Below are 14592 nucleotides of genomic sequence, written 5' to 3' on the forward strand. Positions count from 1 at the left end.
GTTACGGCGTCGGTGTGCTCCGCAGCCTTATGCAGGGCCTTGTGCTCCAGAGACGTGCCGGGCTCGGGCCCGTCAGGTGCGCCGTGCGGTTCCGAGGATTGTTCCGCTCCGGGCGCGTTGGCAGGTCCCCCCTGGGGAACTGCGGGGTCAGGCCCCTGCTTTGTAGCCGACACCACGCACCGTTAACACAACTTCCGGCGCTTCCGGATCCTGCTCGATTTTGGAACGGAGGCGCTGGACATGGACATTGACCAGCCGGGTGTCGGCGGCGTGGCGGTATCCCCAAACCTGCTCGAGCAGCAGTTCGCGGGTGAAAACCTGCCATGGTTTGCGGGCCAATGCCACCAGGAGGTCGAACTCCAGGGGCGTCAGGGAAATCCGCTCGCTGCCCCGGCTCACGGTGTGACCGGCGACATCGATGGTGATGTCGGCTATCCGCAGCGTTTCCGGGGCTTTCTGGTCGCCGGGCCGCAGCCGCGCGCGGACGCGCGCCACGAGTTCGGCCGGTTTGAACGGTTTGGGCACATAGTCGTCGGCGCCGGATTCCAGGCCGCGGACGACGTCCGACGTGTCCGCCTTAGCGGTCAGCATCACGATGGGCACGTCAGACTCCGAGCGGATCTGCCTGCAGACCTCAATACCGTCCACGCCGGGAAGCATAAGGTCCAACAGCACCAGGTCAGGCCGGGATGAACGGAAGATGTCGAGCGCCTTGGCGCCGTCGGCGCAGAAGACCGGCTCGAAGCCGTCATTGCGAAGAACAATCCCGATCATTTCGGCCAGCGCTTCGTCATCGTCTACCACCAGAATGCGTGCCTTCATAGTTATATATTCCCTTATCAGGCAGGCTTTGTCCTGTTCAGGGCGTTGCGGCATGGCGGAACGCTAGGTAGGCCTGCCTGCCGAACTATAGGCTGGCCTCATGCCTGGGTATTCCCCGGCGTCCCTGCCTGCTAATCCATGGGCGCCGGCGGCTGAGGTACTGGTACAGGGGGAAGGAACACGGGTGTCACAACAGGAACCGGGCGCGCAGCAGCCCCTGGGCGGGGAGGGGCCGGCCGGCAATAGCGGCCAGCACAGCACGGACCCCGGCTTCAAGGGCCGCCCTGGCGCCGATGCTCACGACGACGACGGACGTGTTTCCGGCGTAAACGGCCAGCCCGCGCGCCCCGCAAGGGAGGCGGAATGGGGTACGCCCCCAGCGTGGGGCCGGCACCCCGGGTGGGGTGTGCCGCCCGCAGCGCGGAGTCAGCCGGAGTGGGGAACGCCGCAGGCCAGGGGCAGTCAGCCTGAGTGGGGTGGCCAGGTTTCCTGGGGATTGCAGCCAGGGCAGCAGGGCACTCCCCTGCCCCCGCAGCAGAGCCCACCCTACGGCCGGCCCTCATACCAAGGACCGGCCTACGGGCAGCCCCGCTATATGGCCCCGCCCAAACCCGGCATCGTCCCGTTGCGCCCCCTGATGTTCGGCGAAATCCTGGACGGGTCCTTCCACACAATCCGGCGCAACGCAAAAGCAATGCTGGGCGCGGCCGTGCTGGCGCAATCGCTCGCCGCCATCCTCGCCGCAGTCATCACGGCCGTGACAGCCACATCCCTGGTCTCCGTCGAGGCCTGGGCGCAGGACGCTGGCCCCGCAGGCCTCGCGTCACTCGCCCTGGGGTTTGTGGCCGCCGTCCTGGTGGTGGTAGTCCTGACGCTTTTTATCTCGGCAGTGCTCCAGGGCGCGATGGTGGTACCGGTGGCCCGGTCCATTCTCAACCGCCCTACAGGGTTCCGGCAGATGTGGGGCCTTGCCCGTTCCCGTGCATGGGCGCTGGTCCGTCTGGCCGCCCTGATGATGGCGGCGGGATTGCTTTCCTTCCTGGTGCTGGCCGGCATGGCAGTTGCGTTGGTCGCCGGCCTGGAAGGCACCGGCGCCCTTTTGCTCATTCCCGTAGTGGCGGCCTTCTTTGCCATGTTTGTATGGGTCTATATCAAGCTGATGGTGGCGCCGGCCGCCGTCGTCATCGAAGAGCTCGGAGCGGTTGCCGCCCTGCGCCGCTCCTGGTCCCTGACCCGGGGAAACTGGTGGCGGATCTTCGGCATCACCCTGGTGGTGGGCATCATGGTGGGCGTCATCGGGCAGGTGGTGATGATTCCGGTGAGCCTGCTGCCAACCTTCCTTGGCGGCGTCATCTCCCCGCACGGCGGCACGGGACAGGAAGTCGCCATGGCGGTTGCGGTGGGGGTGGCGACTGCCGTCCTGGCTGCACTGATCGGTGCCGTCGGTTTTGCGTTCCAGACATCGGTGATGGCGTTGCTCTACATGGATCTTCGGATGCGGAAGGACGGACTGGACCTCGCCCTGCTCCGGCTGCTCGAAACGGGCGCAGATTTTGAAGGCATCCCGGGGCGCGGGATGGTTGCACCGGGGCCGGGCATGTTTCCCGGGGCGGGCCGCGGCGGAGCCTGGCCGGATGGACGCTGAAGCTCCGGTGCTCCCCGACGCCGGGGAAGCCCGGCGATGGGCGGTCGAGGAACTTGCCAAAGCCGAATACCGTAACGCTGAACCAAGCTGGCTCGACTCGCTGTGGCGCAGTTTCCTTGACTGGCTGCTGACCCTGGACGGACCTTCAGGCGAAGCGGGTCCGGTACCAGGCCCGGTGATCGGGATCGTCATCGCAGTAATTATCGCCGCCGCCGTGATCCTGGCCCGGCCCCGCCTAAACCCAAAAACCCGGCACCGGACGGAAGTGTTCGAGCCCGACAGCGAACTGACCGCTGCGGACTACCGGAAGCGTGCGGAGACTTCAGCCGCGGCAGGCAAGTGGGGGGACGCCGTCGTCGACCGTTTCCGTGCGCTGGTCCGCTCGGCGGAAGACCGTACTGTGCTGGATCCGCAGCCGGGCCGCACCGCCGATGAGGTGGTGCTCGCCCTGTCCGTTCCTTTCCCGGCGGAAGCGGCCCGCCTGAACCAGGCCGCCGGCATCTTTGACGCGGTCCGTTACGGCAACTGGGCAGCGGCCAGTGATGATTACCAGGCCATGGCCGGCCTCGACCAGGATCTCGAGGTACAGAAGCCCGCCAAAAGCCTCGGCCGGCAGGATGACATCAGGCAGCAGGATCGAGCGACGCTGTGATGACTTCTACGGTCCCCGGCACAGAAAGCAGCACAAGCGGATCCGGAACTGCCCGCCGGAGTACGTTCGGGTGGCTCCGCCGGTGCTGGGCCTTCGCAGCCGTTGTGGCCGCGGCGCTGGGACTGGTCATTTGGGGGCAACTGGCGCCTCACGGCGACGGAACTCCACTGTCCATCCATAACCCCGGACCGGACGGGGCTCGGGCTGTCGGCCAAATCCTGGGCCGTCACGGAGTCCATATCCAGGACGCTGCCACGTTCGAAGAAGCGATGAGCGCCCTGGCTGCCGGTGATTCCCCCACGCTCCTGCTGTACGACCCGGATGGGTTCCTTGATGACTCCCGCCTGCGCGAACTGTCCGCCGCGGCGAAGCGCCTGGTGGTTGTGACGCCCCGGCTGCAGACACTTGCCGCGCTCGGCACCGGGATCAGCCAGGCGGGTGTTGTACCTGAGGCGTCCTCGGTGCTGGAACCGGGCTGTTCCTTTGCTGATGCGGAAGCGGCGGGCCCGGTTCACAGCGGGTCAGGTTTTGTGTATGACGGCGGGACGTCCTGTTACCGGCCGGCCGCGTCCCCTGCCGGGCTGCTCGCCGTCAGCGGGGACGGGCACGTTACAGTCCTGGGCAGCACGGCGATCCTCAGTAACGAACGGCTGGATGAACTGGGCAACGCAGCCCTCGGAATCCGGACCCTCGGCAGCTCACAGGACCTGGTCTGGTACCTGCCGTCCGTGGCGGACCTGGATACCCCGGTATCCCCGAAAACGCTCGATGAGCTCGCGCCGGCCTGGGCACGCTTCCTTGGCCTGTGGCTCGCCCTGGTGGCCCTGGCTGCGATCGTGTGGCGGGGCCGGCGCCATGGCCCGCTGGTGTTCGAGCCGTTGCCGGTGGTGGTCAAGGCCGTGGAGACTGCAGAGGGCAGGGCGCGGCTGTACCACGACTCGCATGCGGTCGAACAGGCACGGGACAACCTTCGGGCCGGAACCCTGGTGCGGCTGGCGCGGAAGCTGCGGCTGGGGCCGGGTGCTACCGCCGATGAGGCGGCGGAGGCCACGGCGCGGTTCCTGGACCGGCCGCCCCGTGACATCAAACAACTCCTTGACGAACGTCCGGGCACCGAGTCCAGGCTTGTGGCCTGGTCTCAGGAACTGGACGCCTTAGAGAAAGAGGTCAACAGCCGATGAGCGAACAAGGCGGCGGCTCCCGGGTCCTTGACAACACCCATGATGCGGCGCGGCAGGCACTGCTGGACGTGCGCCATGAGGTGGCAAAGGCTGTGGTGGGGCAGGACGCAACCGTCACCGGCCTGCTGGTTGCTTTGCTTTCCCAGGGGCATGTGCTGCTGGAAGGAGTGCCGGGCGTGGCAAAGACCCTGCTGGTCCGGGCGTTGTCCGCAGCTTTGAGCCTTGATACCAAGCGTGTGCAGTTCACCCCGGACCTGATGCCGGGGGACGTCACTGGGTCTTTGGTGTACGACTCGCACAGTTCGGAGTTCTCGTTCCGGGAAGGACCCGTGTTCACGAACCTCCTGTTGGCTGACGAGATCAACCGGACACCGCCCAAGACGCAGGCGTCGCTGCTCGAGGCCATGGAGGAGCGGCAGGTTTCAGTGGACGGCGTTTCCCGCCCGCTGCCCTCACCTTTCCTCGTGGCCGCCACCCAAAACCCGGTGGAGTACGAGGGCACCTATCCCCTCCCCGAAGCGCAGCTGGACCGGTTCCTGCTCAAGCTCACCATGCCGCTGCCGGAGCGCGGGGATGAGATGGAAGTCATCAGGCGTCACGCCGCCGGATTCGACCCCCGGGACCTGGCCGCCGCCGGTGTACGGGCAGTGGCGGGGGCCGCGGCGCTGGAGCGGGCCCGGCACGCTGTGGCTACCGTTGCGGTCGGGCCCGAAATCATTGGCTACATTGTGGACCTGGTGCGTGCCACCCGTTCGGCGCCCTCCTTCCAGTTGGGCGTCTCACCCCGCGGCGCGACTGCGCTGCTTAACGCCTCCCGGTCCTGGGCATGGTTGTCGGGTCGGGGCTTCGTCACCCCGGATGACGTTAAGGCGCTGGCCTTGCCCTGCCTCCGGCACCGGGTGGCGCTGCAGCCCGAGGCGCAGATGGACGGGGTCCGGGTAGACGACGTCCTGGCCACCATCCTCGCCTCCGTGCCCGTCCCGCGCTGATGGCCGTTTCCGGGCGGTTTGTGATTCTGGTGCTGCTGGGCCTGGTGCCGGTCCTGTTGCTGCCCGGGTGGGGAACTGTCCTCCTCACAACCGGCCTTCTGCTGGCACTGGCGGCCGGGGACCTAATTTTGGCCGGCTCGCTTCGCCAGGTCCACGTTGCGCGCCAGGATGCCGGCAACGTGACCCTGCATGGGACAGCGGTCCCGGGGGTCACTGTCCGGAACGAGGGACGGCGCCGGGTTCGCGGGACTTTGCGGGACGCTTGGCAGCCCTCCGCCGGGGCACAAAATCCTCTGCAGGCCATCAACGTTCCGGCCGGGGAAGGCCGGCGCGTCACCGTTCGACTGCAGCCCGTCCGCCGCGGCGACCTCAAAGCCCCGCACATCACCATCCGCTCCTTCGGCCCGTTGCTGCTGGCCGCCCGCCAGCGGACCCTCGACTGCCCCGGGTTACTGCGGGTCCTGCCGCCTTTTCATTCCCGGCGCCACCTGCCGTCCAAACTGCGTAAGCTGCGCGAACTCGACGGCAAGGCTGCCGTCCAGATCAGGGGCGCCGGCACCGAGTTCGATTCCCTGCGTGACTACGTCCGCGGCGACGACGTCCGCTCCATCGACTGGCGGGCAACAGCGCGCCGGTCTGGGGTGGTGGTGCGTACCTGGCGGCCGGAGCGGGACCGTCGGGTAGTGATGGTGCTCGATACGTCCAGGACGTCTGCGGCAAGGATCGACGACGAGCCGCGGCTTGATACGGGCATGGAAGCGGCCCTCCTGCTGGGAGTCCTCGCGGAGAGGGGCGGCGACCGGGTGGACTTCCTGGCCTTTGACCGCCGGACCCGGGCCAGGGCGGGTACTGCAGGACAGGGTAATCTCCTCGGTCAAATGGTCCAGGCCATGGCCCCCCTGGAGGCGGAACTCATTGAACTGGACTGGTCAGCGATCCCCGGCCAGATCCGCGCCGTCACCGTCCACCGGTCGCTGGTGGTGCTGTTGACCGCCCTGGATGGCGGTGCGCCCGAGGAAGGCCTCATTCCAACGGCCGTGCAACTGGCCCGACGGCACGTTGTGGTGGTCGCAGCAGTCCGGGACCCCCAGCTTGGGCTGATGCTGCGGGAGCGGAACAGTGCCGCGGGCGTCTTCCGCGCCGCCGCTGCCGAGCGGACCCTTCTGCAGCGCGCCGCGGTAACAGCCGAACTCCGGCACCACGGCCTGGAGGTGGTCGACGCCGAGCCGCAGGAACTGCCGCCCCGGCTGGCTGACATGTACATCAGGCTCAAGGCTGCAGGTAGATTGTGAAGTCACCATTGCTGTCCGTGCCCCTTAGAAGGAGGTCTTCATGAACTTACCGATTTACCAGCAGGCCCTGGGAACGGACTTCCACCGGTTGCAGCCCGAACTGCAGGAGTACTTTTCCTTGGTTCCAGGCAGCGGCCACTACGGCGTAGGCGAGGGTACCTTCGACGTCGTCGGCTGCAGGCAGGACTGGCTGCGTCCCCTGCTGCGGCTCACCGGCGGAGAAGAAGCGTTTTTCCCCGAGTACGGTGAAAACATTCCGTTCCGGATCGAGAACCACGCCCACCAGGACCCCTTCGGCCGTTCCAGCCTGACGGCCCGCCGTGAGATCCGTTTCCCCGGCCGGAAAAGGATCTTCCAGGACACCACCAGCGTGACCCGCAGGAACGGGGAGCCGCAGCTCGTGGACTACGTGGGCCGGTACCGGCGGCTCGTGACGGACCTGAATCTGGGCGTAACGCCGGAGGGGCGGCTCCGCGGTGTTTCCGAAGCTTCCCGGCTTTTCCTTAGCCCCCTCCGCATTCCCCTTCCCGCGGCCCTGGACGCCAAAGCCTACGCGGAACAGTGGTGGGACCCGGCCGACGGCGACAACGGAAGGCACCATATCCAGGTCAAGGTGATCCAGCCCCAGATCGGCCTGGTGCTGGTCTACGCCGGAAGCTTCGACTACCGTCTGCGCCGCTACACCGGCGGCAGCTCCGCGCAAAGCTTCCTGCCGCGGTACGCCCAGCCGGACCGCTGGGAAAACCGGGTCTGAGCCCCGCTCCCCTGCCTGCACTGGCAGTGTGTTTTGCCGCTACCCCTGGGCCACCTGGTTCAGCCCGTCAGCCAGCTGGGTGAGGCGGCCAAGGACTGCCTGGGCCTGGGCCGGGCTGCCCCCGGCGAGTCCGGCAGACGGCGTGACGCGCAGGGCGCTGAGGGATTCTGCCGGCAGGCCCAACTGCCGCCAGGGGCGCCGCACTGCCTCCACGCAGTCGGCCACCCTCGGCAGGGAGCTCCCCGTGACGTCCAGGGCGCCAAGCCACAGACGCTTGTCGGATTCCACGGCGCCCGCCAGTTGTTCCCACTGCCGGGAAGTCAGGGCCTTCAACGGAACGGCAATACCGTCAGCTCCGGCTGCCAGGATCTGTTCAAAGGGCGCCTCAATCTCAGGAACAGCCATAACGATCTCGGCGGCACCGGCGGACCGCAGAGCGTCAAGTACCACCCGCCAGGACTCCCGCGCCTCCGAAGCCCCTACGGCGCGCAGGGTGCGGTAACCGCTGGAGGTGGGGATGGTGCCGGCCAGGATCGCTGCGATATCAGGCTCGTCCACCTGTACCACCAGCCGGGCACCAGGCACAGCCGCCGACACCCGCGACAGATAGAGCCCGACGCCGGCAGCAAGTGAAGCAGCCAGGTCCCGGCGTGCCCCGTAGTCGAGAAGGGCGCGCTCGCCGCTGTGCAGGTGGAGGTTGGCCGCGAGGCTGAGCGGACCCACCAGTTGGACCTTGACCTCGTCCGCCGGCTTTTCCTCGGCCCCCGCTACATCGGCCAGAATGTTGATGTCAGTGGCAAGGGCTGAAGCGGCGCGGCGGAAGTCCTTGCCGGGCCGGTCCACCAGGCGCCAACCGTAGGGCTGGACGTCCACCGCCAACTCCACCAGGAGGCTGGCGGTGCGCCCCACTGCATCTGAACCGACGCCACGGTCCGGCAGTTCGGCGAGGAACGGCAAGTGGGGGCTGCCCAGCTCCCCGCGGATGATTTTCGCTGCCTCCACCGGATCTTCGCCTGGCCACGGCCCCAGCCCGGTTGCTGTTACTTCCTGCGGCGGTGCCTGGTTCCCGCCGGCGGCGCGGGGACCTGCCTGATGCCGTTCACTGATGCTCACGCGAGCGCTGATGCCTGCGGGTGCTGACCGGCCGCGGCTTCATGGTCCTCGGCAATCGCCTCGTGATGCCGGATCACCTCACCGATGATGAAGTTCAGGAACTTCTCCGCGAACGCGGGATCCAGGTGGGCGTCTTCTGCCAGCCTGCGGAGCCGGGCGATCTGGGCTGCCTCGCGGCCAGGGTCGCCGGCCGGCAGCCGGTGTGTTGCTTTCAGGAACCCCACTTTTTGGGTGGCCTTGAAACGTTCGGCCAGGAGATAGACCAGGGTGGCGTCGATGTTGTCGATACTGGAGCGGATGGAGAGCAGTTCAGCCATCACCGAGTTGTCCACCTGGCCGGCCAGTGAGCTGGCGGAGGGGTCGAAGTCATCGGAGCCAGGAGTGTGAAGGTTGTGCTGCGTCATGGTTCAAGTCTATGGGAGGGCTCCGCTTTCGACCGGGTGTTAAGCGCCGGCGCCGGGGCCCGGCACCGGCGCTGACCTGAACCCGGGGCAACAGCGCCTCAGATGCCGAGCAGCGCCCGGTGTTGTTCCCGCCGCCTGGCCTGTTCCTGCGGATCCGGTACGGGCAGGGACGCGATGAGCCGCCGTGTGTAGTCGTGCTGCGGACTGCCCATGACGTCGCTGCCGATCCCCTGCTCCATCATCCTGCCCTTGTACAGCACGCCCACCCAGGAGGACAGGGTGTCCACCACCGCCAGGTCATGGCTGATGAACAGGCAGGCGAACCCGAACTCCTGCTGGATGTCCTTGAACAGCTCCAGGACCTTGGCCTGCACCGAGACGTCCAGGGCCGAAGTGGGCTCATCGGCTATGAGCAGCCGCGGATTCAGGCTGAGCGCTCGTGCAAGGGAGGCCCGCTGGCGCTGGCCGCCGGACAGTTCATGGGGGTAGCGTCCTGCGTACGACGCCGGCAGCTGGACTGATTCAAGCAGCTCGCCGACGCGTTTGCGTGCCTGCGCCGGGCTGGGTCTGGTGTGGATGACCATCGGTTCGGCGATGCAGTCCCCGATGGTCAGCTGGGGGTTGAAGGAGGCCGCCGGGTCCTGGAACACGAAGCCGATGTCCTTGCGGAGCGGCTTGAAGGTGCGCTCGCGGAGGTTCAGCATCTCGTAGCCCAGCACGCGGAGGCTGCCGCCGGTGGTCCTGTTAAGCCCTGCGATGGCGCGGCCGATGGTAGTCTTTCCGGAACCGGACTCCCCCACCAGTCCAAACACTTCTCCCCTGGACAGGGTGAAGCTGACCCCGTCGACGGCCTTGAAAGCCGGTGCTCCCAGCCGGCCGGGGTACTCAATGGTCAGGTTGCCCGCTTCCACCAGGACTTCCTCATTTTGGTGCGCCCGGCTGGACAGTCCTTTCGAAGCGGAGTGGTGCCCCAGGTGCGGTACCGCGGCCAGCAGCTTCCGGGTGTAGTCCTGCCGCGGTTCGGCAAACAGGGTCCGGGCAGGCGCTTCCTCCACAACGCCCCCCTGGTACATCACCACCACGCGGTCCGCGAGGTCTGCCACCACCCCCATGTTGTGGGTGATGAGCACGATGGATGTGCCGTACTTGTCCCGCAGGTCCCGGAGGAGTTCCAGGATCTCGGCCTGAACGGTGACATCCAGCGCGGTGGTTGGTTCATCGGCGACGATGAGCCCGGGATTCAGGGCCAGCGCCGCGGCGATGACCACCCGCTGCTTTTGTCCGCCCGAGAACTGGTGCGGGTAATAGTTGACGCGGCGCTCCGGATCCGGGATGCCGACTTTGCGCAGCGCTTCAATGGCCCGGATTTTGGCGTCCTTGGCCGAAACACGCTTCCCGCCGCCACCCGCGTGCGCGCGGATGCCTTCGGCGATCTGCCAGCCCACGGTGAATACCGGGTTCAGCGCCGTGGACGGTTCCTGGAAAACCATGGCCACGTCACGGCCCCGGATCTGGCGCAGGCGGGAAGCACTGACACTGATGACGTCAGCCCCGTTGATCACAACGGCACCGGAACTGCTGGCGGTTTCCGGCAGCAGCCCCAGAATCGTCTTGGCTGTGACCGTTTTTCCCGAGCCGGACTCTCCCACAATTGCGAGCACCTCCCCCTTTCGAACCTCCAGGCTGACATCCTTGACGGCGTGAACCGGGCCGCCGTCGGTGGCGAAAGTGACCTGGAGGTGGTCGATGTCGAGGACCGGGCGGCCGCCACCGGAATCGTGTTCGCCAGGCTGCCTGCCGGACAACGGGTCGAGGTTGACGGTCATGATGCCCCCACTTCTGTTTCAATGGCGTTGGTGTCCGCCGGCGCCGGTGGGCTGCCGCCCGTGCTCTTGCGGCCACGGAGGCGCGGATCGTTGAGGTCGTTGATGCTCTCACCCACCAGGGTCAGGCCCACCACGCTCAGCACGATGGCCAGGCCGGGGAACAGGCCGGTCCACCAGATCCCGGATGTGGTGTCGGCGAGCGCCTTGTTGAGGTCGAAGCCCCATTCCGCGGCGGAGCTGGGTTCGATACCAAACCCGAGGAACCCCAGTCCGGCAAGGGTGAGGATGGCTTCGGAAGCGTTGAGCGTGAAGATCAGCGGCAGGGTACGGGTGGCGTTCCGGTAGATGTGGCGGCTCATGATGCGGATGTTTGAGGCTCCCACCACCTTGGCGGACTCAACGAACGGCTCGGCCTTCAACCTGACGGTCTCGGCCCTGATGACGCGGAAATACTGCGGGATGAATACCAGCGTAATGGCTGTGCCTGCGGCGAAGATGCCGCCGATGAGGCTGGACTGGCCGCCGCTGATGACGATGGCCATCACGATGGCCACCAGCAGCGACGGAAAGGCGTAGACGGCGTCGGCGATTACAACCAGGATCCGGTCCAGCCACCCGCCCAGGTAGCCGCTGACCAACCCAAGCACGACACCCACAACGATGGACATGGCCACGGCGACGACGATTACCAGGATCGCCGTCTGCGCTCCCCAGACCACCCGGGATAGGACGTCGTAGCCGCCTACTGTGGTACCGAGGAGGTGCTTGCCGCCCGGTGCCTGCTGCGTGGGGAAGTTGCCGTCGGCGTCGGAAAGCTGGGAGAAGCCGTAAGGCGCGAGCAGCGGGGCGAAGAGAGCGGTCAGGATGAAAGCTCCGGTGAGGACCAGTCCGGCCACCAGCATGCCGCGCTGGAGCCCGACGCTCTTGTTGTAATGCGAAATGACGGGAAGGCGCCGGTACCAGGGGGCCCGGGGACTTTCCATGGGGACGGGTACAGCTGGGATGCTCATGGTCAGTACCTCACGCGGGGATCGATCAGCGCGGCGATGATGTCCACGATGAAGTTGGTCATGGCCACGATGATGGCGAGCAGCACCACGATGCCCTGGACGGCGACGAAGTCGCGGGCCGTGAGGTAGTTGGCCAGCTGGAAGCCCAGGCCCTTCCATTCGAACGTCTTTTCCGTCAGCACCGCGCCGCCGAGCATGACGGCTATCTGCAGGCCCATCACGGTGATGATGGGGATCAGGGCGGGCTTGTAGGCGTGCTTGGTGACCAGGCGGAATTCGCTGACTCCCCTGGACCGGCCGGCCTCCACGTAATCCCTGCCGAGGGTTCCGATCACGTTGGTCCGGACAAGGCGGAGGAAGATTCCCGCAGTCAGGAGTCCCAGTGCCACCGCGGGAAGGACAGCGTGGGCCAGGACGTCCGTAAGCGCAGCCACGTTTCCGCTGCGAAGTGCGTCCAGCCAGTAGATCCCGGTGGGCGCCTCGAGTGACGTCAGGGCGAGCTCGCTGGATGTTTTAGCCCTTCCTGCCACCGGGAGCCAGCCCAGCCAGACGGAGAAGGTGAGCTTGAGCAGCATTCCCGCGAAGAACACGGGAGTGGCGTAGCAAAGGATGGCGAAAACCCGCAGGACGGCGTCGGGTGCTTTGTCCCGGCGGTGAGCAGCGACCATTCCGAGGGGGATCCCCACCAGGAGGGCGACGAGCAGTGCGTTGATGGTCAGTTCCAGGGTGGCCGAGCCATAGGTGGTGAGCATTTCGACGACAGCCCGGTTGTCCGTGAGGGTGCGGCCGAAGTTGCCGGTGGCCAGCTGGCCGAGGTATTCGAAGTATTGGATCAGGAGGGGCCGGTCGTAGCCGGCCGCCTGGATGCGCTCCTGGAGCTGGTCCTCGGGGAGCCGGCCTCCCATCGCTGCCGTGATGGGGTCACCGGTGATCCTCATCAGGAAGAAGACCATGGTCACGAGGATGAAGATCGTAGGGAAGATCAGCAGGAACCGGATCAGGATGTACTGGCCCAGCCCCCCGCCGGAAGTTTTCTTTGTGGGCGGCAGCAGGCCGTCCGCGTCGCTCGGGGGCGCGTCGATAAGTGTTGTCATGGGTACCTAAGGTTGTGGTTGCCGGCACCGCGGCGCAGGAGTGCGGGACTGCAGCCAGCACGTTGGGGCAGGACGCCGTGCAGGCGTCCCGCCCCGCGTGCGGTCATAACCGGCCGGCGGTTGACCTACTTCGACATCACGCCAAGACGGGTCTTGAACGAGGGGTCAAGGGTTTTTTCGACTCCCTGGACATCCGTTCCCGCCACCATCACCTGGGCACCCTGCAGCAGTGGCAACGTGGACAGATCCTTGGCGATGGCTTCCTGGGCCTGGCCCAGCAGTTCACTCCGCTCCGCCTTGTCGGTGGTCACCAGCTGCTTCTTCACAATGTCCGTCACGGCGGCGTTTTCGTAGTGGTTGCCGAGGAAGTTGCCGGGGATGAAGAACGGGGTCAGGTAGTTGTCCGCGTCCGAGTAGTCCGGGAACCAGCCGAGCTGGTAGGCCGGGTAGGCGTCAGCCCGGCGTTCCTTGGTGTACGTGGTCCACTCCGTGGACTTGAGGTCCACGGTGAAGAGGCCGGACTTTTCGAGCTGTTCCTTCACGAGGGCGTACTCGTCGGCGGCGGATGTGCCGTAGCGGTCCGTGTACTGCAGTTTGAGGTCAACCACCGAGGTGATGCCGGCGTCGGCCAGGACCTTCTTGGCCTTGTCCAGGCTGGGTTTGCCGCTGCCGTCACCGTAGAGGCTCTTCAGCGGCTCCGTGGCTCCCTCGAATTCCTTGGGGACATACGAGTACACGGGAGTATAGGTGTTCTTGAAAACCTGGGAGGCGATGACATCGCGGTCAACGAGGTGCGCGACAGCCTGACGGACGGCCAGGGACTTGGCCGGATCAGCCTCCGGAGTTTTCGCGCCGAAGGGCATGGTGTCGAAGTTGAAGACGATGTAGCGGAGCTCACCGCCGGGGCCCTTGTGGACCTTGACCTTGGAGTCCTTTTCCAGGTCCGAGACGTCGGTGGCGGTGAGGATGCGGCCGGCGACGTCGATGTTGCCCTGCTGGACGTCGAGTTTCAGGTTGTTCGGGTCAGCATAGTGCTTAAGTGTGGCGCCGTCGTTGGCGGCCGCACCCAGAAGGCCCTGGTAGTCAGGGTTGGGCTTGAAGCTGATCAGCTCGTTCTTTTTGTAGCTTTCGATCGTGTACTGGCCTGCGAACGGCTTCGCGGCAACGATCGCGTCGTCGTCCATGATTTTGTCCGCGGGGAAGACTTGCTCGTCCACGATCGGTCCCGGGTTGGAGGCAAGGACGCCCGGGAACACCTGGTCGTTTCCGGCGGCGAGGGTGAAGACGACAGTGTTGGCGTCCGTCGCCTCAATCTTCTCCATGTTCGAGAGGAGCGAGGCGGGGCCGTTGGGATCGTCGATGGCCTTCACTCGGTTGAAGGAGAAGACGACGTCCGAGGAGTCGAGGGTGTTTCCGTTGGCGAACTTCAGGCCCGGCTTTAGTTTCACCGTGTACTCGGTGGGGCTGGTGAAGGACGCTGACTCGGCGATGTCGGGGCTGGCGTCGGCGGTACCGGGCTTGTAATTAAGCAGGAAGGGGTAAATCTGGTTCATCACCATGAACGAGCCGCCGTCGTACGAACCGGCTGGATCCAGCGTGACGACCTTGTCAGTGGTTCCGTAGGTGATGGCACCGCCGCCGGCCTCGCCGGTTGATGTTCCGCCGCCGCCTGAGGGGCCCGTGCAGGCCGTCAGTGCAAGTGCCGAGATACCTGCCAGCGCGATCGCGCCGTGCAGTGTCCTGTTGCTCTTCGTCATCTGTGAACTCTCTGTTCGATGAGTGCGCGCCCCGCCGACCCCTGTAGGGTGCC

General features: G+C 66.3%; 13 protein-coding genes. 6 read left to right on the forward strand and 7 right to left on the reverse strand.

The annotated features are described in order from the left end of the window. Window positions 1-147: 147 nt before the first annotated feature. Window positions 148-822, reverse strand: coding sequence for an MtrAB system response regulator MtrA (gene mtrA / locus AC5RTE_RS12735; RefSeq protein WP_494041774.1), 675 nt, complete (start codon window positions 820-822; stop codon window positions 148-150). A 184-nt stretch (window positions 823-1006) separates the two neighbouring features. On the opposite strand from mtrA, the gene AC5RTE_RS12740 reads away from it, so the two are divergent. The 6 genes from AC5RTE_RS12740 to AC5RTE_RS12765 are packed head-to-tail and all read left to right on the forward strand — an operon-like array spanning window position 1007 to window position 7335. Continuing rightward, on the forward strand, window positions 1007-2467 hold the full coding sequence (locus AC5RTE_RS12740; RefSeq protein WP_494041775.1) for a proline-rich domain-containing protein: 1461 nt from the start codon (window positions 1007-1009) through the stop codon (window positions 2465-2467). Beyond that, complete coding sequence (locus AC5RTE_RS12745) at window positions 2457-3119, forward strand: DUF4129 domain-containing protein (protein WP_494041776.1); 663 nt, start codon at window positions 2457-2459, stop codon at window positions 3117-3119. The genes AC5RTE_RS12740 and AC5RTE_RS12745 overlap by 11 nt, the downstream gene beginning before the upstream one ends. Continuing rightward, window positions 3119-4300, forward strand: a complete 1182-nt coding sequence (locus tag AC5RTE_RS12750) for a DUF4350 domain-containing protein (RefSeq protein ID WP_494041777.1) — start codon at window positions 3119-3121, stop codon at window positions 4298-4300. Before AC5RTE_RS12745 ends, AC5RTE_RS12750 begins: the two co-directional genes overlap by 1 nt. Further along, on the forward strand, window positions 4297-5289 hold the full coding sequence (locus tag AC5RTE_RS12755; protein ID WP_494041778.1) for an AAA family ATPase: 993 nt from the start codon (window positions 4297-4299) through the stop codon (window positions 5287-5289). The genes AC5RTE_RS12750 and AC5RTE_RS12755 overlap by 4 nt, the downstream gene beginning before the upstream one ends. Next, complete coding sequence (locus AC5RTE_RS12760; RefSeq protein WP_494041779.1) at window positions 5289-6581, forward strand: DUF58 domain-containing protein; 1293 nt, start codon at window positions 5289-5291, stop codon at window positions 6579-6581. Before AC5RTE_RS12755 ends, AC5RTE_RS12760 begins: the two co-directional genes overlap by 1 nt. Before the next feature lie 40 nt (window positions 6582-6621). Further along, window positions 6622-7335, forward strand: a complete 714-nt coding sequence (locus tag AC5RTE_RS12765) for a DUF4166 domain-containing protein (RefSeq protein ID WP_494041780.1) — start codon at window positions 6622-6624, stop codon at window positions 7333-7335. A gap of 39 nt (window positions 7336-7374) precedes the next feature. Here the strand turns inward: AC5RTE_RS12765 and AC5RTE_RS12770 are convergent, their stop codons facing one another. The 6 genes from AC5RTE_RS12770 to AC5RTE_RS12795 form a co-directional block, all read right to left on the reverse strand. Continuing rightward, window positions 7375-8448, reverse strand: coding sequence for a uroporphyrinogen decarboxylase/cobalamine-independent methonine synthase family protein (locus AC5RTE_RS12770; protein ID WP_494041781.1), 1074 nt, complete (start codon window positions 8446-8448; stop codon window positions 7375-7377). Further along, window positions 8445-8852, reverse strand: a complete 408-nt coding sequence (locus AC5RTE_RS12775) for a chorismate mutase (protein WP_494041782.1) — start codon at window positions 8850-8852, stop codon at window positions 8445-8447. The genes AC5RTE_RS12770 and AC5RTE_RS12775 overlap by 4 nt, the downstream gene beginning before the upstream one ends. A gap of 98 nt (window positions 8853-8950) precedes the next feature. Further along, a complete protein-coding gene (locus tag AC5RTE_RS12780) occupies window positions 8951-10678 on the reverse strand; it encodes an ABC transporter ATP-binding protein (RefSeq protein ID WP_494041783.1) in 1728 nt (575 codons plus the stop codon). Continuing rightward, on the reverse strand, window positions 10675-11688 hold the full coding sequence (locus tag AC5RTE_RS12785) for an ABC transporter permease (RefSeq protein WP_494041784.1): 1014 nt from the start codon (window positions 11686-11688) through the stop codon (window positions 10675-10677). Before AC5RTE_RS12785 ends, AC5RTE_RS12780 begins: the two co-directional genes overlap by 4 nt. A gap of 2 nt (window positions 11689-11690) precedes the next feature. Then, window positions 11691-12782 carry an ABC transporter permease gene (locus tag AC5RTE_RS12790; protein ID WP_494041785.1) on the reverse strand — a complete coding sequence of 364 codons (1092 nt, stop codon included), beginning with the start codon at window positions 12780-12782 and terminating at the stop codon, window positions 11691-11693. Between the two features lie 125 nt (window positions 12783-12907). Next, window positions 12908-14539 (reverse strand): ABC transporter substrate-binding protein, encoded by a 1632-nt coding sequence (locus AC5RTE_RS12795; RefSeq protein ID WP_494041786.1) that lies wholly within the window; start codon window positions 14537-14539, stop codon window positions 12908-12910. Between the last annotated feature and the right edge of the window lie 53 nt (window positions 14540-14592).

The organism is Arthrobacter sp. K41 (assembly GCF_059089645.1).

Bases quoted from the DNA above. Each gene is read 5' to 3' on its own strand.
- mtrA (WP_494041774.1), bottom strand. From the start codon at position 822: ATGAAGGCACGCATTCTGGTGGTAGACGATGACGAAGCGCTGGCCGAA.
- AC5RTE_RS12745 (WP_494041776.1), top strand. From the start codon at position 2,457: ATGGACGCTGAAGCTCCGGTGCTCCCCGACGCCGGGGAAGCCCGGCGA.
- AC5RTE_RS12750 (WP_494041777.1), top strand. From the start codon at position 3,119: ATGACTTCTACGGTCCCCGGCACAGAAAGCAGCACAAGCGGATCCGGA.
- AC5RTE_RS12755 (WP_494041778.1), top strand. From the start codon at position 4,297: ATGAGCGAACAAGGCGGCGGCTCCCGGGTCCTTGACAACACCCATGAT.
- AC5RTE_RS12760 (WP_494041779.1), top strand. From the start codon at position 5,289: ATGGCCGTTTCCGGGCGGTTTGTGATTCTGGTGCTGCTGGGCCTGGTG.
- AC5RTE_RS12765 (WP_494041780.1), top strand. From the start codon at position 6,622: ATGAACTTACCGATTTACCAGCAGGCCCTGGGAACGGACTTCCACCGG.
- AC5RTE_RS12775 (WP_494041782.1), bottom strand. From the start codon at position 8,852: ATGACGCAGCACAACCTTCACACTCCTGGCTCCGATGACTTCGACCCC.
- AC5RTE_RS12780 (WP_494041783.1), bottom strand. From the start codon at position 10,678: ATGACCGTCAACCTCGACCCGTTGTCCGGCAGGCAGCCTGGCGAACAC.
- AC5RTE_RS12785 (WP_494041784.1), bottom strand. From the start codon at position 11,688: ATGAGCATCCCAGCTGTACCCGTCCCCATGGAAAGTCCCCGGGCCCCC.
- AC5RTE_RS12790 (WP_494041785.1), bottom strand. From the start codon at position 12,782: ATGACAACACTTATCGACGCGCCCCCGAGCGACGCGGACGGCCTGCTG.
- AC5RTE_RS12795 (WP_494041786.1), bottom strand. From the start codon at position 14,539: ATGACGAAGAGCAACAGGACACTGCACGGCGCGATCGCGCTGGCAGGT.